17 protein-coding genes are annotated in these 15,503 nt (G+C 68.2%); 12 read left to right on the forward strand and 5 right to left on the reverse strand.

The genetic code is table 11. From position 1 onward, the window contains the following. Positions 1-56: 56 nt before the first annotated feature. The 9 genes from C6Y44_RS12920 to C6Y44_RS12960 all read left to right on the forward strand — a co-directional run bounded on the left by C6Y44_RS12920 (position 57) and on the right by C6Y44_RS12960 (position 7,857). A complete protein-coding gene (locus C6Y44_RS12920; protein ID WP_085468236.1) occupies positions 57-986 on the forward strand; it encodes a VOC family protein in 930 nt (309 codons plus the stop codon). Next, positions 983-1,774 (forward strand): alpha/beta fold hydrolase, encoded by a 792-nt coding sequence (locus tag C6Y44_RS12925; protein ID WP_159418294.1) that lies wholly within the window; start codon positions 983-985, stop codon positions 1,772-1,774. Before C6Y44_RS12920 ends, C6Y44_RS12925 begins: the two co-directional genes overlap by 4 nt. Positions 1,775-1,807: 33 nt before the next feature. Then, positions 1,808-2,314 carry a cupin domain-containing protein gene (locus C6Y44_RS12930; RefSeq protein ID WP_106199710.1) on the forward strand — a complete coding sequence of 169 codons (507 nt, stop codon included), beginning with the start codon at positions 1,808-1,810 and terminating at the stop codon, positions 2,312-2,314. Between the two features lie 2 nt (positions 2,315-2,316). Then, positions 2,317-3,078 (forward strand): 3-oxoacyl-ACP reductase family protein, encoded by a 762-nt coding sequence (locus C6Y44_RS12935; protein WP_059383468.1) that lies wholly within the window; start codon positions 2,317-2,319, stop codon positions 3,076-3,078. Between the two features lie 40 nt (positions 3,079-3,118). Continuing rightward, positions 3,119-3,901, forward strand: coding sequence for an SDR family oxidoreductase (locus C6Y44_RS12940; RefSeq protein ID WP_106199707.1), 783 nt, complete (start codon positions 3,119-3,121; stop codon positions 3,899-3,901). Beyond that, positions 3,894-5,555, forward strand: a complete 1,662-nt coding sequence (locus C6Y44_RS12945) for a thiamine pyrophosphate-binding protein (protein WP_120282637.1) — start codon at positions 3,894-3,896, stop codon at positions 5,553-5,555. Before C6Y44_RS12940 ends, C6Y44_RS12945 begins: the two co-directional genes overlap by 8 nt. Positions 5,556-5,649: 94 nt before the next feature. Continuing rightward, positions 5,650-6,600 carry a PDR/VanB family oxidoreductase gene (locus C6Y44_RS12950; protein WP_120282638.1) on the forward strand — a complete coding sequence of 317 codons (951 nt, stop codon included), beginning with the start codon at positions 5,650-5,652 and terminating at the stop codon, positions 6,598-6,600. Between the two features lie 13 nt (positions 6,601-6,613). After that, positions 6,614-6,829, forward strand: a complete 216-nt coding sequence (locus C6Y44_RS12955) for a recombinase-like helix-turn-helix domain-containing protein (RefSeq protein WP_159418293.1) — start codon at positions 6,614-6,616, stop codon at positions 6,827-6,829. Positions 6,830-6,831: 2 nt separating this feature from the next. Continuing rightward, positions 6,832-7,857 (forward strand): aromatic ring-hydroxylating oxygenase subunit alpha, encoded by a 1,026-nt coding sequence (locus tag C6Y44_RS12960; RefSeq protein WP_159418292.1) that lies wholly within the window; start codon positions 6,832-6,834, stop codon positions 7,855-7,857. A 94-nt stretch (positions 7,858-7,951) separates the two neighbouring features. Here C6Y44_RS12960 and C6Y44_RS12965 read toward each other — a convergent pair whose 3' ends face one another. The 3 genes from C6Y44_RS12965 to C6Y44_RS12975 form a co-directional block, all read right to left on the reverse strand. Continuing rightward, complete coding sequence (locus C6Y44_RS12965) at positions 7,952-8,473, reverse strand: MarR family winged helix-turn-helix transcriptional regulator (RefSeq protein WP_159418291.1); 522 nt, start codon at positions 8,471-8,473, stop codon at positions 7,952-7,954. A 101-nt stretch (positions 8,474-8,574) separates the two neighbouring features. Then, positions 8,575-8,937 (reverse strand): RidA family protein, encoded by a 363-nt coding sequence (locus tag C6Y44_RS12970; protein ID WP_026061146.1) that lies wholly within the window; start codon positions 8,935-8,937, stop codon positions 8,575-8,577. A 181-nt stretch (positions 8,938-9,118) separates the two neighbouring features. Continuing rightward, the gene (locus C6Y44_RS12975) at positions 9,119-9,517 is read right to left on the reverse strand and encodes a hypothetical protein (protein WP_225623548.1); all 399 of its coding nucleotides are present in this window, start codon (positions 9,515-9,517) and stop codon (positions 9,119-9,121) included. A 285-nt stretch (positions 9,518-9,802) separates the two neighbouring features. Here C6Y44_RS12975 and C6Y44_RS12980 point away from each other — a divergent pair, with 285 nt between their 5' ends. Continuing rightward, the gene (locus tag C6Y44_RS12980) at positions 9,803-10,648 is read left to right on the forward strand and encodes an alpha/beta fold hydrolase (RefSeq protein WP_159418290.1); all 846 of its coding nucleotides are present in this window, start codon (positions 9,803-9,805) and stop codon (positions 10,646-10,648) included. A gap of 4 nt (positions 10,649-10,652) precedes the next feature. Here the strand turns inward: C6Y44_RS12980 and C6Y44_RS12985 are convergent, their stop codons facing one another. Then, positions 10,653-11,054 carry a TIGR03668 family PPOX class F420-dependent oxidoreductase gene (locus C6Y44_RS12985; RefSeq protein WP_159418289.1) on the reverse strand — a complete coding sequence of 134 codons (402 nt, stop codon included), beginning with the start codon at positions 11,052-11,054 and terminating at the stop codon, positions 10,653-10,655. A 22-nt stretch (positions 11,055-11,076) separates the two neighbouring features. Beyond that, entirely contained in the window at positions 11,077-12,045 is a 969-nt protein-coding gene (gene ligD / locus C6Y44_RS12990) for a non-homologous end-joining DNA ligase (protein ID WP_159418288.1), read from the reverse strand. Between the two features lie 104 nt (positions 12,046-12,149). On the opposite strand from ligD, the gene C6Y44_RS12995 reads away from it, so the two are divergent. Both C6Y44_RS12995 and C6Y44_RS13000 read left to right on the forward strand, forming a co-directional pair. Beyond that, a complete protein-coding gene (locus tag C6Y44_RS12995) occupies positions 12,150-13,085 on the forward strand; it encodes a formylglycine-generating enzyme family protein (protein ID WP_159418287.1) in 936 nt (311 codons plus the stop codon). 88 nt (positions 13,086-13,173) lie between these two features. Continuing rightward, positions 13,174-15,501, forward strand: a complete 2,328-nt coding sequence (locus C6Y44_RS13000) for an arylsulfatase (RefSeq protein ID WP_159418286.1) — start codon at positions 13,174-13,176, stop codon at positions 15,499-15,501. Positions 15,502-15,503: the final 2 nt, after the last annotated feature.

Genomic DNA, 15,503 nt, shown 5'->3' on the forward strand with positions numbered 1-15,503 from the left:
ACACCCAAATATCTTAGCGCTAAGATAGTTACCTGTAAGACATTGGAGGGATCGTCATGAACGAACCGATCGCCCGACTGCGGCGCCTACGCTCCGTCGAGCTCCGCACACACGCTGCCGCCGAATCCACCGACTTCTACTCCCAGGTCTGGGGCCTGCGCGTCGTCGAACAGGGCCGCGAAGGCGCTTGGCTGCGCGGCACCGGCGACCAGCACCACGCCCTGCAGCTCACCCAGGCCGAGCGAAACGGGCTGGGCCGCGTCAGCTTCGCCGTCTCCACTCCCGCCGAGGTCGACGAGGCCGCACGACGCGTCGCCGCCCGCGGCATCCCCGTCGTCTTCGGTCCCGGCCCCCTGGACGACGTCGGCGGCGGCTACGGACTGCGCATCGTCGATCCCGAGGGCCGCGTCCTCGAGCTCGTCGCCGACACCCTCGCCGTCCCCGCCCTCGGCCGCGAGGACGCCGTCCCGGTCGGGGTCACCCACGTCGTGCTCAACACCGTCGACATCGACGCCGCCGTCCGCTTCTACTGCGACGTGCTCGGCATGCGGGTCTCCGACTGGTCCGAACACCAGATGGCATTCCTGCGCTGCAACTCCGATCACCACAGCATCGCCTTCAACCAGGCGCAGTGGACGTCGGTCAACCACGTCGCCTACGAGATGCCCACCGTGGACCACTTCATGCGCGGCATCGGCCGGCTGCGCCACCACGGCCAGCTGCCCCTGTGGGGGCCGGGCAAGCACGGACCCGGCGACAACACCTTCTCCTATTTCGCCGACCCCGCCGGCCTGGTGTGCGAGTACACCTCCGGCATCGCACAGGTCGACGAGGACCGCTGGCTGTGCCGGGTGTGGCGCCGCGTCCCGGAACTGTCCGACCTCTGGGGCACCGCCGGACCACCCTCGCGTCAGGTGCGTGAGCACATGGCCGGCATCCCTGACCCCGGTGCCTTCGAACGCTACGACCTCGAGCAGGCGTCATGATCCACGTCGCCGACTACGGCACCGGACCGGCCGTGCTGATGCTGCACGGCATCGGCGGCAGCTGCGACAGCTTCTCCCCGCAGTTCTCCGGCCTCGGTGACTCCCTGCGCATCCTCGCCTGGGACGCGCCCGGTTACGGCCACAGCGACGATCCCGACCGCCCGTTCGACCTCGACGACTACGCCGACGCCGCCGCCGACGTCATCCGCGCACACTGCGACGACGGCGCCCATGTCCTCGGCATGTCGTGGGGAGGCGTCGTCGCGACCCGGCTGGCCCTGCGCCACCCGGGCCTCGTACGCAGCCTGATCCTCGGAGACTCCACCGTCGGCTCGGGCACCGACGCCGACACCGCCTCGGCGATGCGCTCCCGGGCGGCCGACCTCGCAGCGAACGGCCCCGCCGACTTCGCTGCCCGGCGCGCACCGCGCCTGCTCTCACCCGAGGCACCCGCCGACCTCGTCGACCGCGCAACGGACATCATGGCCGGCTCGGTCCGGCTACCCGGCTACGGCCACGCCGCCGAGTCGATGGCCGCGACCGACCACACCGGCGACCTCGCGCACATCGACGTCCCCACTCTCGTGTTGTGCGGCGACGCCGACACCGTCACCGGTGTCCCCGCGAGTCAAGTACTCGCCGGCGGCATCCCCGGCGCGGTCTTCGTGACCCTCCGCGGCGCCGGGCACCTCGCCAACCAGGAACGCCCCGACGCCTTCAACGCGTGGACCGAATCCTTCGTCCACATCACCGAACGCCTGCGCGAACACACCCCCGCGCACGTCTGACCCCCCGCATCTATCCCGGAACGGAGCATCACCATGGCACTCGACTACACCACCTCGGACCTGAAGGAATTCACGGACTCGCTCATCCTCACCCGCGGCACCCGCCACGAGGACTGGGACACCCTCGGATTCCAGGCCAAGGCCGGCGACCGGTTCCGCCGCGCCCAGATCCGCTACGTCGGTTCCGGTGCCACCGGCAACCACGAGAACGACAACCGCACCATCCCGTCGCGCGGCTTCACCTTCTCCAACATGCTGCTGCCCGCCGGTGCCGAAGGCCCCGAGCACACCCACCACGACGCCGAGGAAGCGTTCTTCGTCCTCGAAGGCGAGGTCGAGGTCGGCATCCACCGCGACGGCGTCGTCGAGAAGCGCACACTCGGGTACCGCGACATGATCGTCGTTCCTGCCGGTGTGCCGCGCAGCCTCAAGAACACCGGCACCACCGACGCCCTGTTCTGCGTCATCATCGGCACGCAGAAGCCGCAGGTCCCGACCTACCCGGAGACCTCCGCCGTCTTCGGCATCTCCCGGGACTGAGCGTGGGCACCCTCGACGACCGCACGATCGTCGTCACCGGAGCGGCGCGCGGCCTCGGACTGGCCATCGCGCGCCGCCTCGGCGACGCCGGCGCCGCGGTCTGGATTGCCGACATCAACCCGCACGGTGAGGACGCCGCCGCGAAACTGCGCGCCGACGGCATCGCCGCGCGGTTCGTACACGTCGACCTCGCCGACGCCGACTCCGTCGATGCCTTCGCCGCGCAGGTCACCGCCGACGGACCGATCTACGGACTGGTCAACAACGCCGCGCTCGCCGACGGCGTCGGCGGCAAGGCCGTGCACGAGCTGGCCGTCGAGGACTGGGACCGGGTGCTCAACGTGAACCTGCGGGGCACCTTCCTCGTCAGCCGCGCCCTCGTCCCGTCGATCCTCGATTACGCCGAGCAGCACGGCACCGGCCGGGTCGTCGCCATCGGTTCCGACGCCGCGCTGTACGGATCGCCGCGCCTGACGCACTACATCGCCTCCAAGGGCGGAGTGTCGGCGCTGACCCGCACGATGGCCCGCGACCTCGGCCCGTATGGGGTCACCGTCAACACCGTCTCGCCCGGCCTGACGGAAAGCGAATCGGCACAGTTCGTTCCGCAACACCGGCACGATCTGTACCGGCTGAACCGGGCGTTGACCCGGCCGCAGCAACCCGCCGATCTCGTCGGCGCCGTCGCCTTCCTCATGGGTGACGAGGCGTCGTACATCACCGGGCAGGAACTGGTCGTCGACGGCGGCTTCGTCCTGCACTGACTCTTCGAGTCCTGCACTGATCTCACGGAAGGACCGGGTCGTGGACCTGCTTCTGAACAACCGCACCTGTCTCGTCACCGGCGGCAGCTCCGGCATCGGCCTCGCGACCGTCGCCATGTTGCTCGCGGAAGGTGCCAACGTCGTCACCTGCGCCCGCGACCTCGATCGACTGAACACTGCGCTGGACGCGTTGCCCGGCCGCGACCGGGCGCACGCCGCAGCCTGCGACGTCCGCGACCCCGCCGCGGTGGCTGCTCTCGTCCAGGGCGGATACGAGCGGTTCGGCGGACTCGACGGCCTGGTCAACAACGCCGGCAACTCGCGGATGAAGGCCCGCGCCGAGACCACCCTCGACGACTGGCGCGACGAGTTCGACCTGAAGTTCTCGAGCGTGCTCAACACCGTCGACGCAGCGCTCCCGCTGCTGCGGAAATCGGATGCGGCGTCGATCGTCAACATCTCCGCGGTGCTCGCGCGTCAGCCCGAGACCAAGCTGGTCACTACCAGCGCCGCACGGGCCGGACTGCTCAATCTGAGCAAGTCGCTGTCGCTGGAACTGGCCCGCGACGGGATCCGCGTCAACTCGGTCGCCCTCGGTCTCGTCGACACCGGCCAGTGGCGTCGCCGCTACGAGAACTCCGGCTACACCGGAAGTTTCGACGAGTGGGAGGCCGAGATCGCCGCCGACCGCGGTATCGGGCTCGGACGCTTCGGCACCGCCGACGAGGTGGCCTTCCACATCGTCGGCCTGCTCTCACCCCGCTCGTCGTACGTGACGGGCACCAGCATCGACGTGTGCGGCGGTGTCGCGCGCTATGTCTGAAAGGAATGTCATGACCGCACGCTCGGGTAACGGTGGGGATCTGCTGGTCCAGGTGCTGCGCGAGGCCGGTGTCGACACCGTCTTCGGCATCGTCAGCGTGCACAACCAGCCGCTGGTGGAAGCGGTGAGCCGGCAACTGCGGTTCGTGCCCGTGCGGCACGAGGCGACCGCCGTCAACGCCGCCGACGGATACGCCCGTGCCACCGGAGGACTCGGCTGTGCCCTCACCAGCACCGGCACCGGGGCCGGCAACGCCGCCGGATCCCTCATCGAATCCCTCAGTGCCGGAACGCCGGTGCTCCATGTGACGGGACAGATCGAGTCGCGCTTCCTCGGCTCGGGACGCGGGTTCATCCACGAGACGAAGGACCAGCTCGGCATGCTCGAGGCGGTCTCGGCGCACGCCGCGACGATCCTCGACACCGGCAGCGCCGGAAAAGTACTGCGCGAAGCCGTCGCCCACGCGTTGTCGACGCCCGGTGGACCGGCCAGCATCGAATGGCCGATCGACCTGCAGTACGCAGACGACTACATCCTCGAACCGGCACCGGTGACGCTCGGGACGCCGCGCAGCGCGGATCGCACCCAGGTGGAGGCGGCGCTCGCTGCGATCGCGCAGGCTCGGCGACCGGTGATCTGGGCGGGCGGCGGAGCAGCGCGGGCAGGGGACGCGCTGACCGCCCTCGTCGACCGCTGGGGTGTGCCGCTGCTGACCAGCAACTCCGGTCGCGGCGCCGTGCCGGAGAGCCACCCGCTGTGCATCGGCAATTACGGCTCGTCGCCGCTCGGCCGGGCGCTGCTCGCCGACGCCGACCTCGTGGTCTCGCTGGGCACCCACTTCCGTTCCAACGAGACCGGCGACTATTCGATCCCGATGCCCCCGCGGCACGTGCAGGTGGACCTGGATCCGGCCGCGCCCGGCCGCGTGTTCGCCGCGGATCTGCCGGTCGTCGGCGAGGTCGGTGAATTCCTCTCGGCGGTACTGGGACTCGATGGACTCGGCGATGCCGTCGAGGCAGCGTGGACGGAACGCGCCTGCGAGACTCGGCAGCGTGTACGGGAGAACCAGCGCCACGGACTCGGTGACCACGCGGTCTTGTGCGATGCGGTGCGCGCCGTGCTGCCCGACGATGCCGTCATCGCCCGGGACGTGACGATCGCGTCGAGTTCGTGGGGCAACCGACTCCTGCCCGTCTACGACCCGCGCAGCAACATCTTCCCGCGCGGCGGCGGCATCGGGCAGGGCCTCGGCATGGCGATCGGCGCGGCCCTGGCCGACGAGACCCGGCCGACCCTGGCGCTCGTCGGGGACGGGGGACTGGCGGTGCACCTCGGTGAGGTCCTGACGATGGCGCAGGAGAAGCCGTGGCTGGTGCTCCTCGTGTGCAATGACGGCGGTTACGGCGTACTGCGCAACATGCAGACCGGCTCGGGGCAACGGCCCTACGCCGTCGACCTGACCACCCCGGACTTCGCGCTGCTCGCGCGGGCGATCGGGGTCGAGTACCGGCGCATCGGATCGGCGGGGGAGGCGCACCCGGTGCTCGAGGGTGCAGTGTCGCTGCAGGCCCCGGCGATCGTCGAGGTCGACCTGGCCTCGTACGGGGAGATGCCGGCGCCGTTCACGCCGCCGGTGACGGTCCCGGGCACGTAGACGAGCTGAAAAAAGAAATCTCGCTCGACTGTGGCGCGCGTAACATCTTAGCGCTAAGATACTAAGCACTGAATCAATTACTCGGAGGGTGATCATGGCTGCTGAGACCGTCGACCTCATGGTCCGTCAGATGCGGGTCGAATCCACCGGAGTCCTCTCGCTCCGACTGGAGCGACCCGACGGAGCGGCCGTGGACCACTGGACCCCCGGCGCCCACCTCGACCTGCACCTCGGCGGTGGTCACATCCGGCAGTACTCCCTGTGCGGCGACCCCGACGACAAGACCGGCTACCGCGTCGCCGTACTGCACGAGAAGGCCGGCCGCGGCGGATCCCGTCGTGTCCACGAAATCATCCGCCCGGGCGACGTCGTCACCGTCAGCGCCCCGCGCAACAACTTCGAGCTGCTGCCCTCGCCGCGCTACGTCTTCCTCGCCGGCGGCATCGGCATCACCCCCATCCTCGCGATGGTCCGCGAAGCCGACCGCGCCGGTGTCGACTGGGAGCTGCACTACGGCGGCCGCTCGAAGGAGACGATGGCCTTCCTCGACGAACTCGCGCCCTACGGCGACCGGGTGCACCTCGTCGCCGAGGACGCCGACGGAATGCTCGACCTGCCATCGATCCTCGGCGATTCCCGGCCCGACACCCTCGTCTACGCCTGCGGGCCCGAAGGGTTGCTCACCGCCGTCGAGTCTTTCGCCGACCGCTGGCCGGCCGAGGCCATCCGGCTCGAACGGTTCAAGGCCAAGGAACGCGAGGCCGACGCTGCTGCCGACGCGTCGTTCACGGTGGTGTGCGAACGCTCCGGAATCTCCGCCACCGTCACACCCGAGAAGACCGTCCTCGACACCCTCGAGGAAGCCGGTGTGGACGTACCGAACTCGTGCCGCGAAGGAATCTGCGGCACCTGTGAGACCCGCGTCCTGTGTGGGACCCCCGACCACCGCGACTCGCTGCTCTCGGCCGCCGAACAGGAGTCCGGCGCCACCATGATGATCTGTGTCTCCCGCGCCCGCTCCGCCGAGCTGGTGCTGGATCTGTAGAAAGGACCTCCCGATGGATCGGTACCTGGTGATCAATCAGGCCCGCACGGCCGACCCCACCCCCTACGAGATCAAACTCGCCAAGGCCATCGAAGCCGTCTTCGGATCCGGCGTCCACGACCTCAACGGACTCGTCCGCGGACTCAACGCCTCCGGAATCCACGCGCCCGACGCGCAGGAATGGACCGCCGAATCGTTCACCGCCGAGATGCGCCGGATCGGAGCCTGACCATGGTCAATCGACTGCACCGCAACCTGACCGCCGACGAGATCTTCGCGACCGGCATGCGCAACCAGTGGCACGCCGTGTGCCCCTCCGGCTTCGTGGAACGCGGCAGCATCCGCAAGCTGCGCCGGCTGGGGGAGGACTGGGTCCTCTACCGCGGCTCCGACGGCACCGTCCGCATGCTCGCAGACCGCTGCCCGCACCGCGGCGCACCGCTCTCGCAGGGTGTGCACCTCGGCGACCGCATCGCCTGCAAATACCACGGCGTCGAGGTCGACGGCACCGGCACCGTCGCGAAGGTTCCGGGTATGCCCGGCTGCAACCTAGAAGGCAAGAAGCTGGTGACTTCCCTGCCCGTGCGCGAGGTGGGCGGCGCGATCCTCGCGTGGTTCGGCACCGACCCCGACGTCGAACCCGCACCGCTGGATCTTCCGGACCCGCTTGTGGACGAGGATGTCTCGGCCTTCCTCTGCTACGCCGAATGGGAAGCACCGTGGCGGTTCGCCCTCGAGAACCTCCTCGACCCCATGCACGGTGCGTTCCTGCACCACGAATCGCACTCGATGTTCGGCGGCGAGACCTCCGCGCGGTTCCGTATCCGCGAGACCGATCGCGGTTTCTTCTTCGAGAAGACCGATCAGCGCGGCGTCAACTTCGACTGGGTCGAGTACTGCCGCACCGGCGTCGACTGGGTGGACCTCGAGATCCCGTATCCGCCCACGGCCGGCCCGGGCGGACCGTTCGGGATCGTCGGCATGGGCACCCCCATCGACGCCGAGACCACAGCGGTGTTCTTCTGGCGTTACCGCCGGGTGCAGGGCTGGGAACGCGACGTGTGGCGGTTCCTGTACCGCACGGTGCTCGAGGAACGTCACTGGGAGGTCCTCGAACAGGACCGCATCATGCTCGAGGGCATGGCCCCCGACGCAGATCAGGCCGAGAACCTCTACCAGCACGACCTCGGGGTGATGCGCCTGCGACGCCTGTACCGTTCCCGCGCCGACGAACTCGCCAAGGAGATGGCCGGCTGACGAACGGAAGAGCGGCGGAGACTTCGGTCTCCGCCGCTCTCGCGTATGTGGGGTGTGTGATCCGTCGGCATGCAACGGTATCGATGATCAGTGGTCAGCCACCCTGGTGCCGGACGAGTGAGTGCTCGAGCTTGCGCAGCAACTGCACGAGTTCGGCCTTATCGTTCTTCGACAGCTCGGCGAGCATGCGCGTCTCGTTCTCGAAGTGCGCGACAGCGATCTCGTCGATGAGTTTCTTTCCGGCAGGAGTGAGTTCGGCGTAGACGATGCGCCGATCCTCTGCGTCGCGTTCGCGCCGCACCAGTCCGGCCTTCTCGAGGCGGTCGATGCGCAGTGTGATCCCACCTGTGGTGACCAGTGAACTCTCCGCGAGCTGACCCGAGGTCATGCGGTACGGCTTTCCGGCGCGGCGCAGTGCGGCCAGGACGTCGAACGAAGCCATGTTGATGCCGTACTCGTCGAAGACTCGGCCGATCGCACTCTGATACCGCAGATACGTGCGGTGAAGGCGTCCCAGCACCTCGAGGGGAGTGACGTCCAGTCCGGGCCACTCACGGGCCCACTGGTCGACGATGTCGTCGACGGCGTCACGGTCGGGAACCCTGTCGCGCCCCACGTTGCCCTCCTCGTGCTGTCGGAAATATCCGGGCTCAGTGGTTGAGCGCCAAGACATCCTTCACGATACGGGCAACGCGGGGCGCGTGGGGAGTTCGGGTCTCAGCGCGTCGCGGTGGCGATCGCGTCGATCTCGACGGTCGCACCGTAGGGCAGGGCGCTGACCTCGACGAAGGTGCGGGCCGGTCGGGGCTCGGCGAACAGTCGCTCGAACTGGCGGTTCGCCTCCTCGCGCAGCGACAGGTCGGTGACGTAGTAGGTGAGCTTGGCGACGTCCTCCAGTTTGCCGCCGACCACGGCGAGTCGGTCGGTCATGCGGTCGATCGCGGCGTCGAGGGCTTCGTCGCGTCCCTCGACTGCGACGCCTTCGGGGTCGACGGACAGGGCGCCGGAGACGAAGACGAGATCGCCGGCGACGAAGGCAGGGCTGTAGGGATGGTGGGCGCTGACGGTGGTCAGGGACATCGTGATCACTCCTGGTTGCGGGACACGGTGCCATTTATCTTAGCGCTAAGGTAAGTGTGGTGCCAGGGTCGAATCATCCTTGGAAGGAGTCGGTATCGGAATCCGTCGCGGACGTCAGCTCAGTGCGCCGACACTCTTACCGGTCAGCGTCACGCGACCGCCAGTACAGATGCACCGGCAACTACCGAGTCGCGAGGACCGATCGGGCATGGTTGAGCACGGTGTTCAGTGCGCGTTCGGCGGCGGCGCGATCGGACGGGTCGACGGCATCCCAGATACCGGACGTCAGCTCCTCGATGCGATGTTCGATCCTCGCCACGGTATCTTGTCCGGATGCGCTGAGCCGGTCGTCGCGGACCAGCCCGCGAGCGATCAGGGAATCGACGACCTCCGCAGTGTCCGGTGCGTAGGTGGTGTTGTGGAGCAGCGCGGCGAGAGTCCGCGAACCGTCGGATCGTTCGGCGAGGCGCAGTGCGACCCACTGTGTCTCGACCAGGTCCTCGTCGGCAAGGGCTACGGCCAGCAGAGCGTTGAGGGCCTTCTCGGTGCGGCCGATGAGTTGTGGTCCGAAAGCGATCATGGTTCCCTCCGCGAGTGTCGTTGTGCGGACAGCGCAGCACCTCGAGTCGACTCGAGGTCAACCGTCGGGACCGATGAGATCGGGGAGTTGTACCGGTCTGTCCGAGTAACACCGATCCGCGTCACCGAAGCGGACGGGACCGAATCCCGATCGAGAAGGAGCCGAGATCATGGGACAGGCACAACACACCACAAGGGCCACCGAGGACGTGATCGACCGGTTCGACCGGGCGTTCCGCTACTCGAAGACCGCACCGACCGTCGCCGCACTGGAGGTTGAGCGGCAGTGACCACCGTCAGCGCCAACGGGGTCGACCTCGGCGTCGAGTTCTTCGGCGACGACGACGCTCCACTCGTCCTGCTCGTCGGCGGGACGACGATGCTCTCGTGGCCCGACGAACTGTGTGAGCGGCTCGCGGCGGGTGGGCGTCATGTCGTGCGGTACGACCTGCGGGATTGCGGAGAGTCGACGACGAAGGACCCGGACGCGCCCGGCTACACCCTGCGCGACCTCGCCGACGACGCGGCAGCCCTCGTCGATGCGCTCGATGGCAGGCCGGCGCATATCGCGGGCATCGGTGTCGGCGGCATGGTCGCCCAGGTCGCTGCGCTCGACCATCCCGCCACGTTCCGGGCCCTGACTCTGGTCGGGACGCGTCCGGTCGCCCCGGGCCCGTGCGACCGCGACCTTCCCGATCACGACGCAGCGACGATGAAGCGCATGTTCGCACTTCCGATGCCCGAGTGGGCCGATCGCACGGCCGTGGCAGAGTTCGCCGCTGCCCGCGCAGCAGTCCTCGGCGACGATCCGGTCGCCGCGCGCGCGGTCGCCGAGCGCATCTGGGACCGCACACCGAACGATCAACCGTCGGCCCACTCCGCGAATCAGCTCGGGATGGTCTTCTCCAGGCTCGATTGCACGCCCCGTTGGCGAGAACGCTTGCCCGAGGTCGGTATCCCGGCCCTCGTCGTGCACGGTCGCCGGGATGCGTTCTTCCCCGTCGGCAACGGAGAAGCCATCGCACGCGAGATCCCGGGAGCGCGGTTGCTCGTCCTGGGCGATGCCGGCACCGCGGTCCCCGTTGCGGCGGTCGACGAGATCGCCGCGGCGATGCTCACGTTGGATCGGTAGTTGCTCACGCGGACCAGGACCGCCAGCGCAGCCTGTCGATGGTGATCACCGGTCCCGGTGGTCGTTTCGCCTGGTACTGCGAGTATTTGCGGACGAGCGCGTCGATGCCCGCAGTTCCCTCGGGAGTATCGGCGTCGTGGGCCGTGGCGATGCCGTCGATGCGGACCCACCACAGCTGCGACCAGTCGTCGCTGTAGTGGTCGACGAGCACGCACACCCGCGGGTTCTCTGCGATGTCGGCGAGGCGACGTAGACGCCGGGTGGATTTGGGTTTGTCGTCGACGCAGGTGTGGATCACGTCGCCGTCGAGGGCGAACACGATCGGAACGAGGTGCGGCTCGCCCGATCCGTCGGCGGTGGCGAGGCGGGCCACGCGGGCATCGGCGACACTGCGACGGACATCCATGCGCCTCACGGTAACCGGACGGTCAGTGGCGGCCGGGCAGATCGACCTCCGGCACCGTCTTGTCGGTGCGTAGTCCTCGCCAGCTCGGATGCCGGAGGCTTCCGCCTGCGTACTCCCGGTACTCGACCTCTCCGACGAGGATGGGTTCCACCCAGTGGGCTCTGTGGGTCTCCCGTGCCGGCGGCGCAACTGCCAGCGGGGTCGTCGGTCGCTCCAAGGGACGCAGCTGCGATCGCAACTCACGTCTGGTCGCAGCGGTGAACCCCGTCCCGACCCGGCCGATGAACACCAACCGTTCCTCGTCGTCGTGGGCGCCGAGCAGCAGTGAACCGATGCCGCCGGCGGCCTTGCCGGATCCGGGGAGCCACCCGACGACGACCACCTCGGTGTTCCGACGCAGCAGCGTCTTGATCCAGCCGTCGCTGCGGGTCCCGGGTAGATACGGTGCGTCCGGGTCCTTGGCGACGATCCCTTCGAGGCCGTGTTCGCGCGCGACCGTGAGCATGGTCGGTGCGTCGACATCGGTCCAGTAGGGCGACAGCTGAACCCGCGGTCCGGGGACGATCAGATCGTCGAGGACGGCCCGGCGCTCCAGATAGGACAACTCCGTCGTGGACTGTCCGTCGAGAGCGAGGACGTCGAACAGGTAGATCAGGACCGGTAGCTCGGCACGTAGCTCCTCGGTGGGGCGGTGGACGTGCATGCGGCGCTGCAACCGGGCGAAGGAGGGCCGACCCTCGGCGTCGAGGGTGACGATCTCACCGTCGACGATGCAGTCCCGGCCGTCCGTCGCAGTGGTGAGCGGGCGGGGGAGTTCGGGGAAGCTCCGGGTGATGTCGTTGCCGGTGCGGCTGGTCAGCCGGCACTGCCCGTCGGCCACCGTGGCGAGGGTGCGCTGGCCGTCCCATTTCATCTCGAACGCCCAGTTCCCGGTCGGCGGCGGACCGAGGGTCGCCAGCATCGGGGACAGTTCCGTCGTCGTGGAGGGCATGTCCCGAGTCTGCGGTACGGGGCCGGGACGGGACCGGAGAATGCGCGGTCTCGTCCGTCGGTGCGTCCCTCGCGCCGCGACCCGGGCCGTGCGAGGCTGACGTCATGACGCGTGCCGCGACGCAGAACATGACCCTCGTTCCCGGAGGCACGTTCTGGATGGGGTCCGAGGACTTCTATCCGGAGGAGCGACCGGTCCACCAGGTGACGGTCGACGGGTTCTGGATGGACACGCACCCGGTGACCGTCGCCGAGTTCCGGCGCTTCGTGAAGGACACCGGATACGTCACCACCGCGGAAGTCGCGCCGGACCCCGCCGATTATCCCGGCGCCGATCCGTCCCTGCTCGTGCCTGGCTCGCTCGTGTTCACGCCTCCTCCGGGGCCGGTACCGCTCGACGACTACACGAGGTGGTGGTCGTTCGTCCCGGGTGCCGACTGGCGCCATCCCGAGGGACCGGGCAGTTCCGTCGGCGGGCGGGAACGGCATCCCGTCACCCACGTGTCGTGGTTCGATGCCCGCGCCTACGCCGAGTGGGCCGGCAAGGAGCTGCCGACGGAGGCGGAATGGGAGTTCGCCGCCCGCGGCGGACTCGACCGCACGGCCTTCACATGGGGGGACGAACACGAACCGAAAGGCCGACCCGGCGGGAACGTCTGGCAGGGCGAGTTCCCGTGGCAGAACCTCGAAACGGACGGATTCGCCGGAACCTCACCTGTCGGACACTTCCGGCCGAACGGATACGGGCTCCACGACATGGCGGGCAACGTGTGGGAGTGGACCGCCGACTACTTCACCGCGAACCATGCTTCGAGCAGTAAGAACGTCGCGCCGGCGTCGTCGTGCTGCATCCCGACGAATCCCCGTGTCGACAAGGCCGAACACGATCCGCGCGAGGCGTATCCGCGCCGTGTCATCAAGGGCGGATCGCATCTGTGCGCCCCGAACTACTGCCTGCGGTACCGACCCGCGGCCCGCCAGGGTGACACCGAGGAGACCGCGACGTGCCATATCGGATTCCGCTGCATCATTCGCCCGTAACAGGGCAGGTTTCACCCTGATCAGGGGTGTGTGCGGCCCGATACCGGTGGTGTACTGGGAACGGATGGGGTGAGAAGAGGCATCCACCATGAGCCAGGATCTGCGTCCGGATCCGATCCCGGGCGGAGAAACTCTGCCGTTCCCACCGGTGCCGTCGGGAAGCATCGCAGGACGGACCATGCAGGAATCGGTCTACAGCCCACGCGCACAACACCGTCGCCTTCCCGACGACGCCCCGAATATCCTGGTCGTCCTCATCGACGACGCGGGCCCCGGTCTGCCGAGCGCATTCGGCGGCGAGGTGAGCACACCGACCCTCGATCGCCTGCTCGACGAAGGCATCAGCTACAACCGCTTCCACACCACGGCGATGTGCTCGCCCACCCGCGCATCGTTGTTGACCGGACGCAATCATCACCGCGTCGGAAACGGGCAGATCGCCGAACTCGCCAACGACTGGGACGGATATTCCGGGCACATCCCGAAATCGAGCGCCACCGGGGCCGAGGTGCTGCGCCACTACGGTTACACCACAGCGGCTTTCGGCAAGTGGCACAACACTCCTGCGGAGGAGACCACCGCAGCGGGTCCCTTCGACAACTGGCCCACCGGAGTCGGTTTCGACTACTTCTACGGTTTCCTCGCCGGCGAGGCGTCGCAGTACGAGCCGAATCTCGTCCGCAACACCACCGTCGTCCTGCCCCCGAAGAGTCCCGAGGAGGGCTACCACCTCAGTGAGGACCTCGCCGACGACGCGATCGGCTGGTTGCGCCGCCACAAGGCACTCGATCCGTCCCGGCCGTTCTTCATGTACTGGGCCAGCGGGTGCCTGCACGGGCCGCACCACATCATGAAGCCGTGGGCCGACCGGTATGCGGGCAAATTCGACGACGGATGGGACGCCTACCGCGAGCGCGTGTTCGAGCGGGCCAAGGAGAAGGGCTGGATCCCGCCGGAGGCCGAACTCACCGAGCGGCACCCCACCATGACGGCGTGGGACGACATCCCCGACGACGAGAAGCCCTTCCAGCGTCGTCTCATGGAGGTCGCGGCCGGATACGCCGAACACTGCGACGTCCAGGTGGGGCGGCTGTTCGACGAACTCGACCGGCTGGGCTACCGCGACAACACCCTGGTCTTCTACATCTGGGGCGACAACGGGTCGTCCGGTGAAGGCCAGAACGGCACCATCAGCGAACTGCTCGCGCAGAACGGGATCCCCACGACCACGGCCCAGCACATCGCGGCGCTCGACGAGCTCGGCGGACTCGATGTTCTCGGCTCGCCGAAGACCGACAACATGTATCACGCAGGGTGGGCCTGGGCGGGCAGCACGCCCTACAAGGGCATGAAGCTTCTCGCGTCCCATCTCGGGGGAACCCGCAATCCCATGGTGGTGCGCTGGCCTGCGCGCATCACGCCGGATCGCGCCCCTCGCACCCAGTTCCTGCACTGCAACGACCTGGTGCCTACCTTCTACGAGCTGCTGGGCATCGCACCGCCGCGGATCGTCGACGGGATTCCGCAGGATCCGATCGACGGCGCGGGTTTCGCCCGGACCTTCGTGGACCGTGACGCGCCGGCGGGTAAACTCACCCAGTACTTCGAGGTCATGGGCAGCCGAGCGATCTACCACGACGGATGGATGGCGTCGGCTTTCGGTCCCCGCGCACCGTGGTTGCCCGGTCTGCCCGGCGGGATCCGCGATTGGAGCCCGGACGACGACACCTGGGAGCTCTACAACCTCGACGAGGACTGGACGCAGAACCGCGACCTCGCCGAGCAGTACCCCGAGAAGTTGGCCCAGATGCGGGAGATGTTCGCGATCGAAGCAGCCAAGAACAACGCTCTTCCCATCGGTGGGGGGCTCTGGGTCGCGGCGATCCATCCGGAGCAACGCATCACCACGCCGTACACGAGTTGGGATTTCACCGGCGACGTCACCCGTATGCCCGAATTCTGTGCTCCTGCACTGGGAAACAAGAACAACCGGGTCTGCATCGAGGTGACCTTCCCGGAGCGGGCGCACGGCGTCCTGTACGCGCTGGGGGCCAACGGTGGTGGTCTGACGTGCTTCGCGGACGACGGTTACCTCTGCTACGAGTACAACCTGTTCATCCTGATGCGGACGAAGATGCGCTCGGAGAGCCGCGTCGCGCCCGGACACCACCTCGTCGAGGTGGTCACCAAGTACGCCGAAGCGCGCCCCGGTGGTCCGTTGAACGTCCGGATGTCCGTCGACGGGCAGTCGGTGGGGGAGACCGTCGTACCGGTCAGTGCGCCGTTGCTGTTCACGGCGAACGACTGCCTGGACATCGGCACCTGCCTGGGTTCACCGGTCTCGCTCGACTACTTCGACCGCGCACCGTTCCCGTTCGACGGGAGCATCGACAGGATGACCGTCGAATACACCTGAAC

Source organism: Rhodococcus rhodochrous (genome assembly GCF_014854695.1).
Classification (GTDB): Bacteria; Actinomycetota; Actinomycetes; order Mycobacteriales; family Mycobacteriaceae; genus Rhodococcus.